At 49.2% G+C, this 21,941-nt stretch carries 19 protein-coding genes; 2 read left to right on the top strand and 17 right to left on the bottom strand.

Annotation, left to right across the window (positions count from 1 at the left end):
• The first annotated feature begins 24 nt into the window (after nt 1-24).
• Complete coding sequence (locus PY479_RS09505) at nt 25-1,128, top strand: GNAT family N-acetyltransferase/peptidase C39 family protein (RefSeq protein WP_275483605.1); 1,104 nt, start codon at nt 25-27, stop codon at nt 1,126-1,128.
• Nucleotides 1,129-1,150: 22 nt separating this feature from the next.
• Here the strand turns inward: PY479_RS09505 and tilS are convergent, their stop codons facing one another.
• From tilS to rpsB, 17 genes are all read right to left on the bottom strand, one after another.
• A complete protein-coding gene (gene tilS, locus PY479_RS09500; RefSeq protein ID WP_275483604.1) occupies nt 1,151-2,539 on the bottom strand; it encodes a tRNA lysidine(34) synthetase TilS in 1,389 nt (462 codons plus the stop codon).
• Nucleotides 2,540-6,013 (bottom strand): DNA polymerase III subunit alpha, encoded by a 3,474-nt coding sequence (dnaE, locus tag PY479_RS09495; RefSeq protein WP_275483603.1) that lies wholly within the window; start codon nt 6,011-6,013, stop codon nt 2,540-2,542. It lies immediately after the preceding gene.
• A gap of 85 nt (nt 6,014-6,098) precedes the next feature.
• Nucleotides 6,099-6,716 carry a ribonuclease HII gene (gene rnhB / locus PY479_RS09490; protein ID WP_212593923.1) on the bottom strand — a complete coding sequence of 206 codons (618 nt, stop codon included), beginning with the start codon at nt 6,714-6,716 and terminating at the stop codon, nt 6,099-6,101.
• Complete coding sequence (gene lpxB, locus PY479_RS09485) at nt 6,716-7,867, bottom strand: lipid-A-disaccharide synthase (protein ID WP_212593924.1); 1,152 nt, start codon at nt 7,865-7,867, stop codon at nt 6,716-6,718. The genes rnhB and lpxB overlap by 1 nt, the downstream gene beginning before the upstream one ends.
• Nucleotides 7,868-7,880: 13 nt before the next feature.
• Nucleotides 7,881-8,651 carry an acyl-ACP--UDP-N-acetylglucosamine O-acyltransferase gene (gene lpxA, locus PY479_RS09480; RefSeq protein ID WP_212593925.1) on the bottom strand — a complete coding sequence of 257 codons (771 nt, stop codon included), beginning with the start codon at nt 8,649-8,651 and terminating at the stop codon, nt 7,881-7,883.
• A complete protein-coding gene (gene fabZ / locus PY479_RS09475; protein ID WP_212593926.1) occupies nt 8,648-9,109 on the bottom strand; it encodes a 3-hydroxyacyl-ACP dehydratase FabZ in 462 nt (153 codons plus the stop codon). Before fabZ ends, lpxA begins: the two co-directional genes overlap by 4 nt.
• Before the next feature lie 32 nt (nt 9,110-9,141).
• A complete protein-coding gene (gene lpxD / locus PY479_RS09470) occupies nt 9,142-10,167 on the bottom strand; it encodes a UDP-3-O-(3-hydroxymyristoyl)glucosamine N-acyltransferase (RefSeq protein ID WP_212593927.1) in 1,026 nt (341 codons plus the stop codon).
• Between the two features lie 3 nt (nt 10,168-10,170).
• A complete protein-coding gene (locus PY479_RS09465) occupies nt 10,171-10,677 on the bottom strand; it encodes an OmpH family outer membrane protein (protein WP_228730325.1) in 507 nt (168 codons plus the stop codon).
• A gap of 76 nt (nt 10,678-10,753) precedes the next feature.
• Nucleotides 10,754-13,234, bottom strand: a complete 2,481-nt coding sequence (gene bamA, locus PY479_RS09460) for an outer membrane protein assembly factor BamA (protein WP_212593928.1) — start codon at nt 13,232-13,234, stop codon at nt 10,754-10,756.
• 31 nt (nt 13,235-13,265) lie between these two features.
• Nucleotides 13,266-14,639 (bottom strand): sigma E protease regulator RseP, encoded by a 1,374-nt coding sequence (gene rseP / locus PY479_RS09455; protein ID WP_275483602.1) that lies wholly within the window; start codon nt 14,637-14,639, stop codon nt 13,266-13,268.
• Between the two features lie 16 nt (nt 14,640-14,655).
• Complete coding sequence (gene ispC / locus PY479_RS09450; RefSeq protein WP_212593930.1) at nt 14,656-15,843, bottom strand: 1-deoxy-D-xylulose-5-phosphate reductoisomerase; 1,188 nt, start codon at nt 15,841-15,843, stop codon at nt 14,656-14,658.
• Between the two features lie 5 nt (nt 15,844-15,848).
• Nucleotides 15,849-16,706 (bottom strand): phosphatidate cytidylyltransferase, encoded by an 858-nt coding sequence (locus tag PY479_RS09445; RefSeq protein WP_275483601.1) that lies wholly within the window; start codon nt 16,704-16,706, stop codon nt 15,849-15,851.
• A gap of 23 nt (nt 16,707-16,729) precedes the next feature.
• Nucleotides 16,730-17,554 carry a polyprenyl diphosphate synthase gene (gene uppS, locus PY479_RS09440; protein WP_212593932.1) on the bottom strand — a complete coding sequence of 275 codons (825 nt, stop codon included), beginning with the start codon at nt 17,552-17,554 and terminating at the stop codon, nt 16,730-16,732.
• Nucleotides 17,555-17,636: 82 nt separating this feature from the next.
• On the bottom strand, nt 17,637-18,194 hold the full coding sequence (gene frr, locus PY479_RS09435; RefSeq protein WP_212593933.1) for a ribosome recycling factor: 558 nt from the start codon (nt 18,192-18,194) through the stop codon (nt 17,637-17,639).
• 29 nt (nt 18,195-18,223) lie between these two features.
• Nucleotides 18,224-18,952, bottom strand: a complete 729-nt coding sequence (pyrH, locus tag PY479_RS09430; RefSeq protein WP_275483600.1) for a UMP kinase — start codon at nt 18,950-18,952, stop codon at nt 18,224-18,226.
• 69 nt (nt 18,953-19,021) lie between these two features.
• Nucleotides 19,022-19,897 (bottom strand): translation elongation factor Ts, encoded by an 876-nt coding sequence (tsf, locus tag PY479_RS09425; protein ID WP_212593935.1) that lies wholly within the window; start codon nt 19,895-19,897, stop codon nt 19,022-19,024.
• 128 nt (nt 19,898-20,025) lie between these two features.
• Entirely contained in the window at nt 20,026-20,754 is a 729-nt protein-coding gene (gene rpsB, locus PY479_RS09420; RefSeq protein ID WP_212593936.1) for a 30S ribosomal protein S2, read from the bottom strand.
• A 369-nt stretch (nt 20,755-21,123) separates the two neighbouring features.
• Here rpsB and map point away from each other — a divergent pair, with 369 nt between their 5' ends.
• The gene (map, locus tag PY479_RS09415; protein WP_212593937.1) at nt 21,124-21,924 is read left to right on the top strand and encodes a type I methionyl aminopeptidase; all 801 of its coding nucleotides are present in this window, start codon (nt 21,124-21,126) and stop codon (nt 21,922-21,924) included.
• The last annotated feature ends 17 nt before the right edge of the window (nt 21,925-21,941 follow it).

Genomic DNA, 21,941 nt, shown 5'->3' with positions numbered 1-21,941 from the left:
AAGTTTGTCTTCTACCTGAACATCATGGAAATACGTGCCGCTACACAGGCCGAACTTTCAGCGCTCGATCAACTGGAACTCTCCGCCTTCAGCGGTGACCGCATTAGTCACCGCCAAATGAAACGCTTTATTCAATCAACCCACGCCCGGCTATTTGTAGCCATGGACGAAGGACAGCTCGCAGGTTATGCCCTGTTGTTGTTTCACCGAGGAACCAACCTGGCAAGGTTGTATTCTCTAGCTATTGACGCCAAGTGGCGTGGACAGGGACTCGCAAAACAATTGATGTCCCGGTGTGAACAGGAAGCTATTCACAGAGGCTATATTACGTTACGCCTGGAGGTGCGCAATGACAATATCGGAGCGCGCCGACTGTACGAAAAATTAGGCTATAAAGTGTTGAAAGCACTGGTACATTACTATGATGACCTAGCCGATGGCGTACGTATGCATAAACGGCTAGATCCACCAGGGCCCAGCACAATATTACCGATGCCATTATATGCTCAGACCACAGCTTTCAGCTGCGGACCTGCCAGTCTGCTAATGGCCTTGGCTGCATTAAAATCTGATGCAGTCCCCAGCCGGATTGAAGAACTGCGACTGTGGCGTGAAGCCACCACGATCTTTATGACCAGTGGCCATGGTGGCTGTTCTGCGCATGGCTTGGCACTCTCAGCCCTGCGGCGTGGCTTTGGCGTCAAACTCTTCAGTCGCTCAGAATCCGTGCCGTTCATCGATGGGGTAAGAGATCGCAATAAAAAAGCGGTGATCCAACTGGTCCATGAGGATTTCTGCCAACAGTTGCAAGCTCGAGGCGTCAGTGCGCAGGCGCGCGCGCCCTCACCTGCTGAGTTACGCAAATTTTTAGCGCAGGGGGCAGCCGTGCTACTGATGGTGAGCAGCTATCGTTTCAGTGGTGAAAAAGGCCCGCATTGGATTGTGCTCAGTGGCTGTAATAGCCAGTTTTTCTTTTTCCACGACCCCAATGTGGAGAAGGCTCGCGATGCCATCGGGTCCACTTATGTGCCAATCAGTGACGGTGAGCTGTTACAAGTCATGCGTTATGGCCGCCAAAAGCAACTGGCATGCGTAGTGGTATTCCCGCAGTTACCAGATATGCCATAACGCCATCAGAAGTGAGCCGTGACTAACTGAGAGAAAGCGCGATGCCCGGCTGCTGCTCGGCTGCCAGTAGCTGTTTGTCGACGAACAATCCGGCCATCGCCAGCAAGGTGCCATCAGCGGAAGTCAACGCCGGGATCCGTGGGCGTAACCAGTATGGCACCTGCGCTTCCTGCCATATTTTTTTCAGCTCCCGCGCTTTGTCCCGGTAATGTGGATGACAACGCAGGCTGCCTGGCAGCGCATAACTCAGTGATAAGGGTAATACCAATGCGTAAAGCGCCAGTCTAGGTCCGGTATCGGTGAGGCTGCAATTTAGCTGCCGCAGCGGTGCAGACAGTGGCAGTTGCAAAGTCCCCTGCTGCAATGCCAGTTGCTCAGAAGCGGTGAGCGGCTGTGATGCAGGTAATGCGGGCAATGCCGTCATCGCATAAATATGACCATAGGCGCGACGCAACTCCAGCTCACCAAATTTTAAATGCACTTTGGCATCATCATCACTTTGTAATAGCTGTAACAGTGCTTCATCCAACTGCACCATCGACGGCAAGGGTAATGACTGCTGCTCAATAAACGCTCGCAGCAATTGCCGTTGCCAACGGTCAGGAAACTGGCGTAAACCCGCTAATGCTAATAACGGCGCTCCGGTGAAGCGGCAAGAATCTAGCAGCGGTTGTAATTTTTCCTGCGTGATCTCATCCAGCAACTGTTGCTGTTCGGCACACAATGCAGCGCTGCGACTAATGGTGGCCGGTAATTCTGGCCAGCGCATTTTTAACTTCGGCACAATATCTCGCCGTAAAAAATTACGGTCATAACGGATATTGTCATTACTTTCGTCATGGACATAATTCAATGACAGTGCCGTTACCCGCGCCAAAATCTGCGCCCGACTGAAGTTTAATAACGGCCTTAACTGCCAGCAGTTGCCCATAAAACGCTGACAGTTGCCCATAGCCGATAACCCTTTAGGTCCCTGTCCACGCTTCAGCGCCAACAGCACGGTCTCCAGTTGATCATCCTGATGATGTGCAGTTAACAACACATCGCCCGGGGCCATCTGCTCAGCAATCACCTGATAACGCGCGCGGCGAGCTTCCGCTTCAACACTGACACGCGGGCCGAGCTGTAGCTGTACCGGTAACACCTGACAAGGAAGAGCCGCAGCTTGCGCCGAGCGACAGCAGTGCTGCGCCCAGCTATCAGCATGCTGACTTAACCCATGGTGAATGTGTAACAGATGGATGCGAGAGCGCCATTCGGGAAATTTTTTCGCGAATAACCCGAGGATATACGCTAAATATTCGGAATCTGCGCCGCCGCTGTAGCCCAACCAAATAGCGTTTGGCAATTGTGGCAGCGTTGCCATTAAACGCTGCAGTTCATCAATCACCGCAGACTCCGAGAGTTTCATCTAAAACAGGATCCTTACCTTGTCAGTACCAAACATGGTTTCCAATGCCAGCATCAATTCGTCGGTGGGATTAATCCGCCAGTCATCTGCCAGTCGCAATCGGCCTTTGGCATCACTCATAGTGTAGTTGATGACTAACGGCACGCTACCGTTGCGCCACGGCGATACCGTGTCATAAAGTTGCGTTAGGCGTTCTTCGGACAACATTTCTTGTGTCAGTGAGAGCTCAATTGCGGAAGCGAAATGATTACGGGCTTCCCCCATATCGATAATTTGCCGGGCGGTCATACGATTGCCGCCAGAAAAATCATCAAAGCTCACTTCACCTTCACAGATAAGAATACGGTCTTTTTCCAGCAGATGGTTGTATTTGTCAAATGCCTCAGTAAACAGCATCACTTCAAGGCGACCACTTTTATCATCCAGCGTCACCAGCCCCATCTTGGAACCACGTTTAGTGGTCATTACCCGACAGGCAACAACCAGACCAGCAACTTTGACCGTTTTGCCGCGTTCCGTGGGATGGATATCATTCAACCGCCCGGAGGTATAATGTTTCAGCTCCGGCAGATACTGATTGATCGGATGACCAGTGAGATACAGGCCCAAGGTTTCCCGCTCACCTTCGAGCCAGATTTTATCGGGCCACGGAGCACATTCAACAAACTGCTGACGGCAATCCTGTGGATCGTCATTCAGCAGGCCGAACATGTCGTTCTGACCAATTGCGGCGTCTTTAGCATGTTGCTCGGCAGCCAGCATGGCTTCAGGCAAGGTTGCCATCATTGAGGCTCGATGTGGCCCAAGCGTGTCCAGCGCTCCTGCGGTAATGAGTTTTTCCATCACCCGACGGTTAAGCTTCTTCAGATCAACGCGCGCACAGAAATCGAATAAGTCTTTAAAGGGGCCAGATTTTCGCGCCTCAATAATCGCCTCGACGGGGCCTTCCCCCACACCTTTAATGGCGCCAATGCCGTAAACAATGTTCTGCTGCTCATCAACGGTGAATTTAAACAGACCTTTATTGACGTCGGGCGGCAGGATCTTACAGCCAATGCGCTCACACTCATCGACCAGCGTGACAATCTTATCGGTGTTATCCATATCCGCGGACATTACCGCCGCCATAAATTCTGACGGGAAATGCGCCTTCAGCCATAGCGTGTGATACGACACAATTGCATAGGCGGCTGAGTGGGATTTGTTAAAACCGTAACCGGCGAATTTCTCCACCAGGTCAAAGATCTTCATCGCCAGATCCGGGTCAACCCCCTGGCCAATAGCGCCTTTACGGAACACATCGCGCTGTTTGGCCATCTCTTCCGGCTTTTTCTTACCCATGGCACGACGCAACATGTCGGCGCCACCAAGAGTATAGCCCGCCAGCGCCTGCGCAATCTGCATTACCTGTTCTTGGTAAACAATAACGCCATAGGTAGGTTCAAGGATCTCCTTCAGACATTCATGTTCGAAGTCTGGATGTGGATACGCCAGTTTTGCCTGACCATGTTTACGGGCGATAAAGTCATCTACCATGCCGGATTCCAACGGCCCCGGGCGGAATAACGCCACTAACGCGATCATGTCTTCAATGTTGTCGGGTTGCAGGCGTTTGATCAGATCTTTCATACCGCGGGATTCCAACTGGAAAACGGCGGTAGTTTCGTAGCGCTTCAGTACCCGGAAAGATTCTGGGTCGTCCAGAGGAATGCTGGCAGTATCGATCGGTGCTTTACCCTCACGCAACATGCGCGGGTTGATCATCTCCAGCGCCCACTGAATGATGGTAAGTGTTCGCAAACCCAGAAAGTCAAATTTTACCAGTCCGGCGTATTCCACATCGCCCTTATCGAACTGGGTAACCGGGTTTTTCCCTTCGGCATCACACAGCAATGGCGAAAAATCGGTAATGGTGGTTGGGGATATCACGACGCCACCGGCATGTTTACCCGAGTTGCGGGTGACCCCCTCAAGCTTTCGGCACATGTCGATAAGCTCTTTGACTTCCTCATCACTATCGTAGGCTTCCTGCAACGCCGGTTCTGCAGCAAAGGCTTTCTCCAGCGTCATGCCCGGTTCTGCGGGCACCATCTTCGAGATTCGGTCGACAAAACCGTAAGGATGCCCCAACACTCGGCCCACATCGCGGATGACTGCTTTGGCCGCCATGGTCCCAAAGGTAATGATCTGCGATACCGCATCGCGACCATACATCTGCGCAACGTGCTCAATCACTTCATCCCGACGATCCATACAAATATCGACGTCAAAATCAGGCATGGACACACGTTCCGGGTTAAGGAAACGTTCGAACAGCAGGTCAAACTCTAACGGATCCAAGTCGGTAATTCTGATGGAATATGCCACTAAAGAACCAGCACCAGAACCTCGACCTGGGCCGATGGGAATACCGTTATCTTTGGCCCACTGGATAAATTCCATCACGATAAGAAAGTAACCAGGAAACCCCATCTGATTGATAATGCCGAGTTCATATTCTAGACGTTGGTCATAGGGTGGACGCTTTTCAGCGCGAACCTGTTCGTCTGGATATAAAAAAGCTAACCTTTCCTCCAGACCCGTTTTGGCTTTGTGCACCAAAAAGTCAGCGGTAGACATATCACCGGTGGGGAAATTAGGCAGAAAATACTCGTGCAAGCGCACGGTTACATTGCAGCGCTTGGCGATTTCGACAGTATTAATCAATGCCTCGGGAATATCAGCAAACAGCTCGCACATCTCATCTTCGGATTTGAAGTACTGCTGTTCACTGTATTGTTTAGGACGGCGCGGATCGGCCAAAGTAAAACCATCGTGGATAGCGACGCGAATTTCATGGGCTTCAAAATCCGCCTTATTCATGAACACGACTTGGTTAGTGGCCACTACCGGCAATCCGGTGGCTGCCGCGTGAGCAACCGCTAAGTGCAGATAACGCTCTTCATCAGTGCGACCAGTGCGGATGAGTTCCACATAGTAACGATCAGCAAAATGCTGCTGATAAAACCGGGTCAGCTCGTCAATCTGTTGCTGATTACCTTTCAGCAGTGCCTTACCCAGATCCCCTTCGCGAGCCCCCGATATCAGTAAAATACCGGCGTTATGTTCCAGTAACCAGTCTTGTTCGATGGCGGGCCGATCGCGGATATAACCGCGCAGATAGGATTTACTCAGCAGTTGTGTGAGGTTCTGATAACCTTCGTTGTTCATCGCCAGGATAGTTAAGTGGCAGAACTCCCCCTCAAATCCCGGGACACACATCCACACATCAGCGCCGATTATCGGCTTGATACCATTGTCGTTGGCAGCGCTATAGAACTTCACCAAACCACACATATTGCCTTGGTCAGTAATGGCAACCGAGGCCATGTTCTCACTTACCGTTTTCGCAACGATGGGTTTGACCTTAGCCAAGCCATCGCTCATGGAAAAATCGGTATGAACACGCAGATGTACAAAACGAGGGTCGGCCATAAGTCAGTTATCTGTTTAGAATCGTGTGAAGAATGAAGGTCTTGTCGTTATGCTAAAACCTCACGACAAGGACAACAAGTTTGTTTTATTCGAGACCCAACGCTTGTCGCACTGGCCGGAAACTACGACGATGCTCGGGCAGTACACCATAACGGGCAATCGCCTCAAAATGCGCCTTTGTCGGATAGCCTTTATGCGCGGCAAAACCATATTGCGGAAAACGTTGGTCCAATTGTGCCATCTCGCGATCACGAGTCACTTTGGCAATGATCGAGGCGGCGCTGATGGCCGCGATTAAGCCATCACCTTTAATGACCGCATCGGCAGGGATGCCAAAGTCAGGCGTACGGTTACCGTCTACTAACACTCTTTCTGGCCGCAGAGGAAGACCAGCCACCGCACGCTGCATGGCTAACATGGTAGCGTGTAGAATATTCAGTTCATCGATCTCGACCGGGGTCGCGGCCCCCAAGGCGACACAGAGGGCGTTTTCCATGATCACATCAAACAATGCATCACGTTTTTTTTCGCTGAGTTTCTTGGAATCGTTAAGGCCGGTAATTGGGCGCGATGGATCCAGGATCACGGCCGCAGTTACCACATTACCTATCAGCGGGCCACGCCCCACCTCATCAACACCCGCAACTAAGCCCTGCCCTAATGCCATCGCTGCGGCGTCAGATAAATTCCGGTAGATGGTCATCAGTTATGCTCCGGTAATAGTGCCACCACGGCATCCGCCGCACGCTCACTAGCATTTTGCCGGAGTTGTTCATGTAAGCGAGAAAACGCTGCCATCAGCGGTCGGGGATCCTGATTTAGCTGCACCGCAATCGCATCGGCAATCTTTTCTGGTGTGCAGTCTTGCTGGATCAGTTCGGGAACCAAATTTTTGCCCGCCAGCAAATTGGGCAATGAGAAGGTGCGGATGTTTACCAACCATTTGGCTAATTGATAAGTAACCGGACTCACCCGATATGCAACGACCATCGGCCTTTTTACCAGCATAGCTTCCAACGTAGCAGTACCAGAAGCTAACAAAATGCAATCCGCCGCCGCCATCACCTCTCGGGAATGACCATCAACCAGATGAATCTCCAGATCTGGCGCATATTGCTTTAACGCCGCGGTAAACTGTTCGCGACGATGGGCGTTGACTAACGGTGTTACAAACCGAATATCAGGGAACCGCTGTTTGATCAGCATCGCAGCCTCAATAAAAGGTTGCGCCAGCATCTTTAACTCGCCACCACGAGAACCGGGGAGGATCGCCAGATATTCAGCCTCCGCATCCAAACCCAATTCAATGCGCGCCTGTTGCTTGTCACTATGCAACGGAATCGTGTCTGCCAGCGTATGCCCGACAAAGGTACAGGGCACCTGATAGCGATCATAAAACGCTTTTTCAAATGGCAATAACGACAGCACCATATTGGTCGCTTTGGCAATTTTGAAGATCCGTTTAGGACGCCAGGCCCACACTGATGGACTGACGTAGTGAACAGTTGTTATCCCATGTTGTTTAAGCTGTAGTTCAACGCCCAAGTTAAAATCTGGTGCGTCAATGCCGATAAAACAGTCGGGTTGGAGAGCGCATAGCTGCTGGACTAAAGCTTTGCGCAATTTCAATAGTCGCGGCAGATGGGCAAGCACTTCGACCAGCCCCATGACCGCCAGCTCTTCCATAGCGAATAAGGATTCGAACCCCAATGCCTCCATGCGAGGGCCACCGATACCAATAAAACGGGCATCGGGGTATCGCTGCTTAAGTGCTGCGACTAAAGCTGCACCTAAAATATCGCCGGAGACTTCTCCGGCGACCATTGCAAAAATCCGTTGCGAGTGTTGCGTCATAGGCTCAAATGTCTCAGCGGATAATGCCCCGCTCTGAAGCAGTCACAAAATCGAGGAACTGTTTTACTTTTGGCTGAGCAGCAGCGTCTTCTGCTAACGCGTCAACTGCCTCAGCGATAGTCATACTGCTACGATAAAGGGTTTTATAGGCTCTGCGCAGTGCCAGCTGTTCATCTTTGGTAAAACCACGGCGCTTTAAGCCCTCGGCATTTAACCCACGCGGTATCGCTGCCTGGCCAGAGGCCATGACAAAAGGCGGCACATCCTGCAATACCAGAGAATAACCTGCAGTAAACGCATGCGCCCCTATATGTACAAACTGGTGCACACCAGTCATACCACCCAATATCGCCCAATCATCAACATGGCAATGACCGGCAATCGAAGCATTATTAGCCATAATAATGTTATCGCCGAGCACGCAATCATGCGCAATATGCACGTATGCCATCAGCAGATTGTTGGAACCGATACGGGTAATGCCCTGATCCTGAATCGTGCCACGGTGAATAGTCACGGACTCACGGATCACGTTATTGTCACCGATCTCCAAGCGTGTTGGTTCACCCGCATATTTCTTATCCTGGCAATCTTCACCTACCGAGGCAAATTGATAGATCTTGTTACCCTTGCCAATCACGCTCGGGCCCTTGATCACGACATGTGAACTGATCCAGCAATCATCACCGATTTCTACATTGGGCCCAATATAGGTCCAAGGACCAATGGTGACATTGTTACCAATTTTGGCTTCTGGGTGAACAAACGCTAATTTATCGATCACGAACGAATCTCTCTACGGGCACACATGATATCAGCGGAGCAAGCCAATTCACCATCCACGGTAGCTTCTCCGTAAAATACGCCAATCCCGCGGCGTTCCTTGATCATTTTGACATCAAAACGTATCTGATCACCAGGGCCGACCACGCGCTTAAAGCGAGCGTTATCAATCCCTGCAAAATAATACAGCACGTTTGGAGACGGCTTTTCGCTCATGGTTTTGAACGCCAGCAAACCAGTGGCCTGCGCCATAGCTTCCAGAATTAACACTCCCGGCATTACCGGCTGAATTGGGAAATGTCCCTGGAAAAAGGGTTCGTTGATAGTGACGTTTTTAATGGCTGTCAGAGTTTCACCAGGAGTGAAGTCCAGCACTCTGTCGACCAATAAAAATGGATATCGATGTGGCAGAAACGCCATAATTTCCTGGATATCCATGGTGTTCATTTCATTAGACACGGGCTCTTTTCCTCGCGCCGGCACAGCGGCGGTTATTCTTCTGTATCCAGCCGTTTTTCCAGCTTTCGCACACGTTGGAACAGCTCATCCAACTGCCGGAAACGGACTGTATTTTTTCGCCATAGACGGTTATCCATGGCCACAGTGGCGGAAGAGTATAACCCAGGTTCCTTAACATCGTTAGTGATGTTAGTTCCACCGGAGAGATGAACACCATCGACAATGCTTAGATGTCCAGAAATCGCACAGCTACCACCAATAATACAGTATTTGCCGATAGTTACACTGCCCGCAAGTACGGTACACCCGGCAATCGCGGTATGCGCACCAATAATATCATTGTGGGCAATCTGTACCTGATTATCGATGATCACACCATCGTGAATTTCGGTATGTTCCAGCGCCCCACGATCAACCGTTGTGCCCGCACCAATTTCGACATTATCGCCAATGCGTACGCCACCAGTCTGGGGGATCTTAATCCAGTTGCCACGTTCATTGGCATAGCCAAAACCGTCTGACCCCAGCACGGCACCGGAATGAATAATACAATTCATCCCCATGTGCACATTATGGTAGACAGTCACGTTTGCCCACAAACGACATCCTGAACCGATAACCACATCCGGGCCGATAACACTACCAGCACCGATTTGAGCGTTTTCACCGATGACAACATTGGCACCGATGACAACGTTAGCCCCAATGGCAACGTCCGCCCCCAGCTTGGCAGAAGGGTCTATCTGCGCAGAAGGGTGAATGCCTTCAGCGGCCTTTGGCGTGGTATCCAGAAGCTGCGCTGTTCGGGCAAAACCGACATAAGGATCTTTGACAATTAACGCATTGCCGGAAAAGCCCTCTTGCATATCCTGACTCAGGATCACTGCAGTCGCTTGAGTTTCATCCAGCTGATGGCGCAATTTTGAATTGGACAGAAATGACACTTGTCCTGGAACAGCTTTGTCGAGCGGTGCCACCGATGACACAAGCTCATCGGCGTTTCCACGAAGTTCAGCACCTAAATGCTCGGCAAGCTGCTTGAGTGACACACCATTCATCAATTACTGGCCTTTGCTCAGCGCATCGACAACTTTGCTGCTGATATCCTGCTCAGGTTTTACATAGATAACTGCGCCACGCTGTAACACCATGTCATAATTTTCTTTCTTGGCGATCTCATTGATAACTTTCTGCACTTTAACCAGCAGTTTGTTCTGTTCTTCGCCCTGGCGACGACGCAAGTCTTCATCTAAAGCCTTACCTTTCAATTGGTAATCCGCTTTTAAAGATTCCATTTTACGTACCAGATCAGTTTTCTGGGCATCGGTCATCAGTTGTGCGTCACGCTGTTGTTTTTCCAGCAGACCTTTCAGCTCATCCTGCAGCTTTTGTACTTCAGCCATACGATCACCAAACTCACTTTTCAGCTGTTTGGTCACCTGCTCACGCTGTGGCATCTGCTCGAACACGGCACCCATATCGACGACAGCCAACTTCTCTGCATAAGCTGCCATTGGTGCGCCTACTAACATTAGCGACACCAGTGCGCCGTTGATTAACTTTTTCAAAATTCAACTCCTTGTGTGGTTTAAGCAATGCTTGCCGATTATGTAGTTTCAGCAATGCTTGCCGAGTTTATGTGTTTTAGAATGTTTTGCCAATATTGAACGAGAATATCTCAGTGTCGTCGTCATCGTACTTCTTAATTGGCCAGGCAAGAGCAAATACCATGGGGCCCATCGGTGAAATCCACTGCAAGTTAACCCCCCAAGACGCCCTTATCCGGTTCGGATCGGAATAATCGGCCAATTTAGCAAATTCATCAGCCGGCAGTCCCCGGTAAGAATCGTAATTGAACTCAGTATCCCATACGTTACCGGCATCCACGAAGAAGCTGGTACGTACCGAGTTGGTGTAAGCCTCATCCAGGAACGGCGTAGGAACAATTAACTCCATACTGGCTGTCGCCAAGGCGTTACCGCCGACGGAGCGGCTACTACTAATGTAAACTGAGTTGATGTCACCGGATAACGTACAGCCGTCCCCAGTCGGATCAGGCGCGCAGTTAGCACTGTCGCGATACATGTAGAAGGCACGAGGACCAACGGTGTTAGATTTAAAACCACGCAGATAGGTGCTGCCGCCAGTGTAATAGTTTTCCCAGAATGGCAGGATCTGGTCATTCCCATTGTACTTACCGTAGCCATTGCCATAAGCCAAACGGGCTCGGGTAAGGAATACAAAGTTATGCGAGCGAGTCAGTGGGAAATAGAAACTGGTTTCAAAATCAGTCTTGAAGAACTTCAGATCTGAACCAGGCACGGTCATGCGGCCAGACAATCGCTGAGTAGAACCATCCGTTGGGAATGAACCACGGTCCAAAGTACTACGAGACCAACCCAAACTGATCTCAAAGTTGTCAAAACTCAGGTCTGAATTGGTATAGGAGTTACGATAGATATCGTAAAAACGCAACGCCTGTTCATAGTCAGAAGCATCAGAAATAGAGTTATGACGATAACCAATACCCGCATTGATACGGTTGGTTTCGTTGATGGGGAAACCTAAACTGGTCATGACACCATAAGAGTTATTCTTATAGCGCTCAAGGTAGGCGGAGTTCGCGTCGAACGCACTCCAGAACACGCTGCCACCGAGACTGATACCATCTTTGGTAAAATATGGATCGGTATAAGACAAGTTAATACTCTTAGAGTATTTGTTGGTGTTTAAGGTAATCCCCGCTTGGTTACCAGACCCCAGGAAGTTTGACTGAGTCACGCCAAATTGCAGACTCAAACCAGAGGAGGTACCAAACCCCACCCCGGCGTTAAATGAACCGGATGGCTGCTCTTTTACTTTGAACAGCACGTCAACCAGGTCATCAGTACCGGCAACTTTTTCGGTCTCGGTGTCAACGGTTTCAAAATAACCCAAACGGTTCAGACGGGTTTTGGACTGCTCTACCAAGGCTGAGTTAAGCCAAGCACCTTCCATCTGACGTAATTCACGGCGCATTACTTCATCTGCGGTAACAGCATTACCGGTGAAGTTAATCGAGCGCACATACACACGCTTACCTGGATTGATGTTGATGTTAAGGGTGACTTCCTTATTTGCATCATCAATTTCCGGTACCGTTTTCACTTCGGGATAGGCATAACCAAAACGGCCAAGGAACTTGCTATACATCTCTTCGGTAAAGGTTACGTCAGCACCGTTGTACTGTTCGCCAGCCTTCAACGGCAGAATTGTTTTCAGAACCGCCTCACGGCCCATCAGATCACCGGTCAAGTTAACCGCTTTCACTTTATACTGCTCACCTTCATTGACATTGATGGTGATATACAGCCCTTTACGGTCTGGGGTCATTGACACTTGGGTCGAGGTGACCTCAAAGCGGATATAACCGTGGTTGTGGTAGAACGTCTTAAGCGTCTCTAAGTCTGCCTCAAGCTTCTGCTTCTGATAACGGCGCTCGCCAAACAGATTCCACCAGGCGACGAAATCTTTAAGTTCCAGCAAATTTGCCAGTTCTTCATCGCTAAAATGCTTATTGCCGACAAAGTTAATCTGACGAATTTCTGCTGCTAATCCTTCAGTGAATTTAAACTTTAGTTCGACGCGGTTACGCGGCAGGTTAATCACCTGGGCGTGAACCTTGGCACCGTATTTACCGACACCGTAATAGAAATCTTGCAGCGCCTTTTCGATGTCGGACAGCATAGTGCGGTCCAGCGCCTCACCGACTTTTACGCCGCTATCATTCAGACTCTGTTTTAGCTGCTCTTCTTTGATGTCTTTGTTACCATCAAAAGTGATAGAGCTGATGGTTGGTCTTTCACGCACCTGAACGACGAGCACATCGCCGTCGCGGGAAACCTGAATATTTTCGAAGTTGCCGGAAGCATAAAGGCTTTTAATCGCCTGTTGCAGCTTCAGTTCGTCCAGGGTATCCCCGACTTTGACCGGCAAATTTAACAGTGCGGCCCCGAGGGCTACCCGTTGTAAACCTTCGACTTGAATGTCAGTAACCTTGAAGGGTTTGAACGTCTCGGCCCAACTATTCCCTGAAAAAGCGGCGCCGACCAGTAACATAGAGGCAAAAAGTTTATTTATTCGCATAGAGCACTTCTAATTATTTGTCAGTCCTTGCTCAGAGTCGGGCAAAATCATTGAAAAGGGCAATGCTCATCAATACCAGCAGCAAGGCCGCCCCAAATCTGAATCCAATTTCCTGAATCCTATCGGAAACAGGCTTACGCGTAATTGCTTCAATTACGCAATACATCAAGTGTCCCCCATCCAGCACCGGCAAAGGCATCAAGTTAATGATCCCCAAGTTGACGCTAATCAGGGCGAGGAACCCTAGAAAATATACCAATCCAAATGACGCTGTATTCCCAGCCCCTTGAGCAATAGAAATCGGGCCACTCAAACTTTTAAGAGACACATCCCCAGTAAATAATTTACCCAGCATTTTGGCGCTGATAGCGGTTAGCTGCCAGGTCTTTTGAGCCGCCATGGACAGTGACTCTAACGGACCATAATGCAACTCTATTTGCATATTCTCTGGCCACTGGGGGACTACAGGAGAAATGCCCACATAGCCGACGGTGTGTCCATCAGTGTCCAGATGGCTATCTGGTGTCACTGGCAGGATCTGTTGTTCACCGTTACGTTTTATGGTCAAGTTAAGTGTCTTACCGGCCGACGCCTTTACCTGTTGAACAAACGCGTCCCAACTGCTGATCAGCTCACCATCTATCGCGACCAAGGTATCGCCCACTTTCAGGCCAGCTTTATCGGCAGCACCACCGCTAACCACTTCTGCCAAGGTCGGAATGATTTCAGGTCGATAAATATGTAAACCCAGTGCAGAAATCGGCGATTCCTTATCGGGATCGAAATGCCATTGACGAATATCCAACGCATATGTTTTTCCGTTGGTATCTGACGGTTCCTGAAGGTCACTGACAGGAGATAATGTCAGTGATAACTGCTGCTCACCAATATGGCTTACCAACGCTAAATTTACGTCTTCCCAGGTTCTCACTTGCTGACCGGAAACCGCTACAATCTGCTGAGGCTGCTGCAGGCTTATCACCGCGGCCGGGCTATTGGCCGTGGTGCTGTCGATGACCGGCTTAACCGCTGGGACGCCAATCAGGTACATTAAGTACAACGCAATAATGGCAAAGATGAAGTTGGCAATTGGTCCAGCCGCCACGATCGCCATACGCGCCCAGACGCTTTTTCGATTAAAGGACTCGTCCTGCAGCTCCGGTGGAACGTCTTCCACACGCTCATCCAGCATCTTAACGTAGCCACCGAGCGGGATCATCGCTACAACATATTCGGTGCCATCCTTGCCGACATGGCGCCAAATCGCCTTACCAAAACCAATGGAAAAACGCAGCACCCGCACACCACAACGGCGAGCGATGTAAAAATGTCCGAATTCGTGGGCAGTGATTAAAATCCCTAACGCTACAATGAACGCGCCGAGATTCCACAAAAAAGCTAGCATCAGCCGTTAATAATCCTCAATGACAAAGCGCCAGTCCTTTACGGGCACAGACGCGGGCTTCACCGTCTAGCGCAAGAATATCAGCAATCGAGTCAAGTGGCGATTGCACAACCTGCTCCAGACAAAATTCATTAATTTTTGCAATATCGGTAAAGCGGATCTCCCCTTTCAGAAAATGCGCTACCGCCACTTCGTTGGCGGCGTTTAATACCGTTGTTGCTTCCTGACCGGCTCGGCAGGCGTCCATCGCCAATTTCAGGCAAGGGAACCTTGAAAAGTCAGGTTCACAAAAGCTTAATTGTCCGACTTTAAAAAAGTCTAAAGGTTCCACACCAGAGACAATTCTCGCGGGATAGGCCATACAATGAGCAATTGGTGTGCGCATATCGGGATTTCCCAATTGTGCCATCACGCTACCATCTTGATATTGCACCATAGAATGGATCACGCTTTGCGGGTGAATCACCACCTGTAATTGTTCCACTCCCGCATTAAACAACCAACGCGCCTCAACATATTCCAGCCCTTTATTCATCATAGTGGCTGAATCGACTGAAATTTTCGGTCCCATAGACCAATTAGGGTGTTTAATGGCCTGCGCAGGCGTAACGGTTGGCAAAGTCGCAAGCTCTGCGCGAAGGAATGGTCCGCCGGAGCCTGTAAGCAATATTTTGGATATCCCTGCAGCTTTAAGATCGCAACGTCCCAACTGTTGCTGAGTTTCTCTTGGTAAACATTGAAAAATGGCGTTGTGCTCACTGTCGACAGGCAACAGTGTGGCACCATATTCAGCAACAGCTTCGATGAATAATCTACCAGACATCACCAAGGCTTCTTTATTGGCCAACAGCACACGTTTCCCAGCCTTTACCGCCGCAAGTGTGGGTGCCATCCCAGCGGCCCCGACAATCGCCGCCATGACGCTATCCACTTCTGGACGTGACACTAAATCCAATAACTCTGACTCGCCGCTGGTGACTTCTACATCCAACTCAGCGATTGCCACTTTTAGCTGCTGCGCTGCGGTTGCATCAACCATATGAGCTACGGTGGGTCGATGCAGCCGACACAACTCAGCCATCCGTTTTACGTTAGTGTTGGCTACCAGGGCGAACACGCGAAAAGCATCAGAATTTTCTGATATCACACTTAGCGTGCTGGTTCCGATTGAGCCGGTCGCGCCTAAAATAACCATATTCTGCATTTCAGTTACATCCAGAAAACTATGTAAAGGAGGGTGAATATCGGCAATGCTGCGGTAAGACTGTCAATGCGGTCAAGCACACCGCCATGACCAGGAAGAATAGTGCCGGAATCCTTAATCTGGGCCACACGTTTAAACATACTTTCCGACAGATCGCCTAATGCCGACGCCAACGCCGTGAACAGTACTACGCCGACGACTAGGCCTAATTCCTGCTCCGGTGAAAAATACATCACAATAGCAACAACGATTAAGGTGGTAAGTAAGCCGCCGATAAAGCCTTCCAAGGTTTTGCCTGGGCTGACATGTGGTGCCAATTTTATTTTGCCAATGGCCTTACCAGCGAAATAGGCTCCGGAGTCTGCCGCCCACACCACCAGCATTACCAGCAATACCAAAATACCACCCCAGTACGGATCCGTTGGAGTGCTAAGTGATTTCAAGGCAATAAAAGAAACGAATCCTGGTAATAATGTGAGTTGCCCAAACATCGATTTCAACATTGGGCTATTTTTCCACCAGCCAGCGCTTCGAGGAAAAAGCACAACTAATAACAGAGAGAAAAGCCACCACAATGCACCCACTAAGATGACTGCCAGCATAATCGGGTGCAGATGGCCTCGCAGCCATACCGCATCCGCAGGCACCAACAGATTTAGCGCTATCAGCACGATGCCCAGCGTTATCGTAAAACTCCATTGGGTGACATGGCAGTCTTTATCAATTATCCGTCCCCACTCCTTAGCGGCAATCAAAAATACAGGTACCAATACCCAAGAAAAATAGTTGGATGGCAACAAAAATATCGCACCAAGCACCAGTGGAATTAGCCAAATTGCAGTTATTATTCGTTGTATTAGCAAAAAACTTTCCTCGTCCAGAGACGCTAAATATTGCGTATCTTGTCTATCTGGTTACCGGTCAATCCGAAACGCCGCTGCCGGCTACTAAAAGTTTCGACAGCCTGACAAAATGTCTGTTCATCAAAGTCGGGCCATAAAGTATCCATAAATACTAATTCGGCATAAGCCGCTTGCCACAATATAAAATTACTAATGCGATAGTCACCGCCGGTGCGGATCATTAAATCAACTTCACCCTGATTTTGCATGCTTAAATGCTCTGCAAGCGCAGTTTCCGTCACCTGACTGCTGTTCATTTCACCAGTTGCGACTTTTTCCGCCAGGGTCCTGGCTGCCTGGACAATATCCCAGCGGCCACCATAGTTGGCTGCGACATTGAGAATTAACTCGTTATTATCAGCGGTGAATGCTTCCGCAGCGCGGATTTGCTTCTGTAAACGTTCCGAAAACCGGTGGGTATCGCCAATGATATTCAGCCGCACACCATTAGCATGCAGTATTTTGATTTCACGTTTAAGTACCGTGAAAAAAAGCTCCATCAGCAAGCTGACTTCCTGATCAGGGCGACGCCAATTTTCACTGGAAAAGGCAAATAGTGTTAACGAGCGCACCCCGAGTTTCCTCGCTGTACTGACAGCGCGGCGAACCGCCTTAACACCTGCACGATGCCCGACAACCCGTGGTTTTCCCTTAGCCTGGGCCCAACGGCCATTGCCGTCCATAATGATGGCAACGTGGTTGGGAATTGCCTGCTTCACCAAATCGGACAACTGCTCCGGCAAGCGCTCTGATGTCTGACATTCCTTTGTTAAGTCAGGAGTAGAAGCGGCGTCCATGTTGGATGACATCTAATTACAACCCTTTAATATAGAAAAACGCCGTGTAGTATAACGCTACACGGCGCTTCAACTCTAGTTTAACAAGCCAATATCAGACTTCCATCAATTCCGCTTCTTTGGCAGTCAAAAGTTCGTCAATTTTTTTGATGTACTGATCGGTCATCTTCTGAACTTCGTCTTCACTACGACGCACATCATCCTCAGTACAAGCCTTGTCTTTTTCTAGCTTTTTCACTTCAGAGTTGGCGTCGCGGCGCACGTTACGCACAGCTACACGGCCATTTTCAGCTTCAGCACGCACCACTTTCACTAAATCGCGTCGACGTTCTTCTGTCAGTGCTGGCAATGGAATGCGGATAACCGCACCTGCAGACATAGGGTTCAGGCCGAGGTCAGACGACATGATTGCCTTTTCAACCGCTTGGATCATGCTACGATCGAAAACACTGACAGCCAGCGTCCGGCTGTCTTCTATAGAGATGTTACCGACCTGCTTTAAAGGAGTCATAGTACCGTAATATGAAACCTGGATTGAATCCAGCAACGCTGGATGCGCACGACCGGTACGAACCTTAGTCATCTGTGCCTTGGTCGCTTCCACACATTTTTCCATGCGGGTCTGTGCATCTTTTTGAATAGTATCAATCACGTTAGAGTTCCTTTTAATTCAAATTCAGATCAAGCCTTTACCAAGGTACCTTCAGTCGGCTCTCCCATCACGACCCGCCGCAAAGCACCCGGTTTGTTCATATTGAACACCATAATTGGCATGTTGTAATCACGTGCCATGGTAAATGCTGCCAAGTCCATAACTTTCAGTTCTTTATCAAGTACTTCAGTATAGCTCAGTGTATCGTATTTGGTGGCATCAGGGTTCTTCATTGGATCGTCAGTAAAGATCCCGTCGACTTTAGTGCCTTTTAGCACGACTTCTGCTTCAATTTCAATGCCGCGCAAACAGGCTGCCGTGTCAGTTGTAAAAAACGGGTTACCAGTACCGGCAGACAGAATCACTACCCGGCCAGATTTGAGCAGGCTGATCGCCTCAGCCCAGTTATAGCCATCGCATACGCCATTCAATGGAATAGCAGACATCAGACGGGCATTCACATAAGCACGATGTAATGCATCGCGCATAGCCAAACCGTTCATCACGGTCGCCAGCATTCCCATGTGATCACCCACAACCCGATTCATGCCAGCCTTTGCCAGACCTTCGCCACGAAACAGGTTACCCCCGCCAATGACCACGCCGACCTGAATACCGAGTTCCACCAGTTCTTTAATTTCCTGAGCCATGCGGTCCAGGACTTTAGGGTCGATACCGAAACCTTCATCACCCATCAGGGCTTCACCACTGAGTTTCAGTAAAATTCGTCGAAATGCAGGTTTGGGATTGGTGCTCATGTTCATATATCCTGGTCATAATAAGACCGCAGCGATTGCTGCGGTCTTCAAGGTCACTGTGACGGCTGATTAAGCCTTTTTAGAAGCTGCAATCTGGGCAGCCACTTCAGCAGCGAAATCTTCTTCTTTCTTTTCAATGCCTTCACCAACTTCGATGCGGGTGAAGTTGATAACATCTGCGCCTTTCTGCTTCAGCAGATCAGCGACATGAACAGATGGGTCTTTCACAAATGGTTGACCAGTCAAGCTAACTTCACCGGTAAACTTGGCCATACGGCCTGCAACCATCTTCTCGGCAATCTCTTTTGGCTTGCCGCTCTGCATCGCGATCTCGATCTGGATTTCTTTTTCTTTCTCAACAACCTCAGCAGGTACGTCTTGTGGTTTAACGTACTGAGGGTTAGAAGCCGCAACATGCATAGCCAGATCTTTGGCCAGCTCATTGTCAGAACCAGTCAGCTCAGTTACAACACCGATACGACCGCTGTGGATGTACACGCCGAGGTTCTCACCTTCGAAGCGGAAAATGCGACGTACGTTGATGTTTTCGCCGATTTTAGCAACCAGAGCAGCGCGAGTGTTTTCAACGGTTTCACCGTCTAAATCAGCAGCCATCAGAGTTTCAATATCAGTGATGTTGTTAGCCAGCGCCAACGCAATTACTTTATTACCGAAAGCCAGGAAGCTGGTATCACGAGCAACGAAGTCAGTTTCGCAGTTAACTTCGAGCAGAACAGCGACGTTACCTTCGCTCTTGGTCAGGATCACGCCTTCAGCAGCGATACGGCCAGCTTTTTTAGCTGCTTTAACCGCACCGTTTTTACGCATATTTTCGATTGCCAGCTCGATATCACCGTCAGTTTCGGTCAGCGCTTTTTTGCAATCCATCATGCCGGCGCCAGTGCGCTCACGCAGTTCTTTAACTTGGGCAGCAGTAACAGCCATTGTTAAATCCTCAATTGATAATTCGACAAAAGTTACCAGGTTATCTTATAAAACAGGGGCCATGTGGCCCCTGTTAACCATCAGATACCTCGGTTAATAAGGGAGATGTTGTCATCGCACCTTATTAATTACTCAGCTTCGATGAAACCTTCTTCTTCAGCTTGAACAGCCAGATCCTGACCACGGCCACTCTTTACCGCAGCAGCAACAGAATCAGCGTACAGGCGAATAGCACGCATCGCGTCATCGTTACCTGGGATAACATAGTTCACGCCATCAGGAGTAGAGTTGGTATCTACTACAGCTACAACTGGGATACCCAGATTGTTAGCTTCTTTGATAGCGATGTGTTCATGATCAGCACCGATGACGAAAATTGCGTCTGGCAGGCCGCCCATGTTCTTAATACCGCCCAGAGATTTTTCAAGCTTTTCCAGTTCACGGCTGCGCATCAGCGCTTCTTTCTTGGTCAGCTTGTCAAAAGTACCGTCTACAGACTGAGTTTCCAGATCTTTCAGACGCTTGATTGACTGACGAACAGTTTTCCAGTTAGTCAGCATACCGCCCAACCAACGCTTGTCGACATAAAACTGATCACAAGAAATTGCAGCTTCTTTGATGGAATCGCTAGCAGCACGCTTAGTGCCCACGAACAGGATTTTACCTTTTTTAGAAGCAACGTTGCTTACGAAAGCCAGCGCTTCGTTAAACATTGGCACAGTGTGCTCAAGGTTGATGATGTGTACACCATTACGTGCACCAAAAATGAATGGCTTCATTTTTGGGTTCCAGTAACGAGTCTGGTGACCGAAATGTACACCGGCCTGGAGCATATCGCGCATAGAAACTGTAGTCATTTTATCTACCTTAAAATAGGGGGTTATACCTCCACGAATCCCATATTTCCGACCCTGAGGGCACCCCGGAAAATGTGTCGATTCGTGTGTGATTTAGTATTTAACATAAATGCCATGTATAATGGCCGTCAGCTCGGATCTTGAACACTGCAGTCTTATGACATCGTAATGCGATAAAAACCTGGCTCAAGAGACAAAACATAACGGCGCGCTTTATACCATAAATGCCCGAAAAACACAAATGCGAAAGACCCTACAAAGGCGGTCTTTTTTGGTGGGTCAAACGAGCGTATCATCGTTCAACTCCCTAAGTTTTAACCTGATTTATGCTATTACCTGAGTTACGGGTAATAGCGCCGAGATATCACAATGAGTATCACGATCAAAACTGCTGAAGAAATTGAAAAAATGCGTGCCGCTGGCAAGCTAGCCGCCGAAGTGCTGGAAATGATTGCACCTCATGTAAAACCCGGCGTCACTACCAATGAACTTGATCGGTTATGCGCAAAATTCACCGAAGATAATGGTGCCATTTCTGCACCGTTGGACTATCACGGCTTTCCCAAATCGATTTGTACTTCTATTAATGAAGTGATTTGTCATGGGATCCCCGATGATGAACCATTGAAAGACGGCGACATCATCAACCTTGATATTACTGTGATTAAAGATGGCTATCATGGTGATACCTCGCAGATGTTTTTGGTAGGAGAAGTCAATCCCAAGGATCGCCGCTTATGCCGAATTGCCCAAGAATGTCTCTACGCCGCAATCCGTAAGGTTCGCCCGGGGATGCAGTTGGGAGAGATCGGTACCATTATTGAAAAGTTGATCAAATCCACTAAGAGCGGTGTCGATAAATTCTCCATCGTACGCGATTATTGCGGCCATGGAATTGGTAAAGGCTTCCATGAAGAGCCTCAAGTTGTTCATTATCGCAATAACGATCGCACTATTCTTAAGCCTGGCATGTGCTTTACCATCGAACCGATGATCAATGCTGGTCGTTACCAAACCGTCCTAAACGAAGAAGACGGCTGGACTGTTACTACCGTGGATGGTAAAAAATCAGCCCAATGGGAACACACCTTACTGATCACTGAAACTGGTGTGGAAGTACTGACACTGCGCAGTAATGAAGATTTCCCGCGTATTATTAATCATGTGTGATCGTATTAATTAAGGAC

The sequence above is a fragment of the Shewanella sp. A32 genome, assembly GCF_029167175.1.
Lineage (GTDB): Bacteria > Pseudomonadota > Gammaproteobacteria > Enterobacterales > Shewanellaceae > Shewanella > Shewanella yunxiaonensis.
The sequence above is the reverse complement of the archived record's forward strand: the minus strand, read 5'-3'. Positions and strand labels throughout refer to the sequence as shown.

Excerpts from the sequence above, each read along its gene's own strand:
- dnaE (WP_275483603.1), bottom strand. The coding sequence starts at position 6,013 with ATGGCCGACCCTCGTTTTGTACATCTGCGTGTTCATACCGATTTTTCC.
- bamA (WP_212593928.1), bottom strand. The coding sequence starts at position 13,234 with ATGCGAATAAATAAACTTTTTGCCTCTATGTTACTGGTCGGCGCCGCT.
- rpsB (WP_212593936.1), bottom strand. The coding sequence starts at position 20,754 with ATGACTACAGTTTCTATGCGCGATATGCTCCAGGCCGGTGTACATTTC.
- rnhB (WP_212593923.1), bottom strand. The coding sequence starts at position 6,716 with ATGACCATCTACCGGAATTTATCTGACGCCGCAGCGATGGCATTAGGG.
- PY479_RS09505 (WP_275483605.1), top strand. The coding sequence starts at position 25 with ATGGAAATACGTGCCGCTACACAGGCCGAACTTTCAGCGCTCGATCAA.
- pyrH (WP_275483600.1), bottom strand. The coding sequence starts at position 18,952 with ATGAGCACCAATCCCAAACCTGCATTTCGACGAATTTTACTGAAACTC.
- ispC (WP_212593930.1), bottom strand. The coding sequence starts at position 15,843 with ATGCAGAATATGGTTATTTTAGGCGCGACCGGCTCAATCGGAACCAGC.
- uppS (WP_212593932.1), bottom strand. The coding sequence starts at position 17,554 with ATGTCATCCAACATGGACGCCGCTTCTACTCCTGACTTAACAAAGGAA.
- rseP (WP_275483602.1), bottom strand. The coding sequence starts at position 14,639 with ATGCTAGCTTTTTTGTGGAATCTCGGCGCGTTCATTGTAGCGTTAGGG.
- lpxB (WP_212593924.1), bottom strand. The coding sequence starts at position 7,867 with ATGACGCAACACTCGCAACGGATTTTTGCAATGGTCGCCGGAGAAGTC.
- map (WP_212593937.1), top strand. The coding sequence starts at position 21,124 with ATGAGTATCACGATCAAAACTGCTGAAGAAATTGAAAAAATGCGTGCC.
- tsf (WP_212593935.1), bottom strand. The coding sequence starts at position 19,897 with ATGGCTGTTACTGCTGCCCAAGTTAAAGAACTGCGTGAGCGCACTGGC.
- lpxD (WP_212593927.1), bottom strand. The coding sequence starts at position 10,167 with ATGAATGGTGTGTCACTCAAGCAGCTTGCCGAGCATTTAGGTGCTGAA.
- tilS (WP_275483604.1), bottom strand. The coding sequence starts at position 2,539 with ATGAAACTCTCGGAGTCTGCGGTGATTGATGAACTGCAGCGTTTAATG.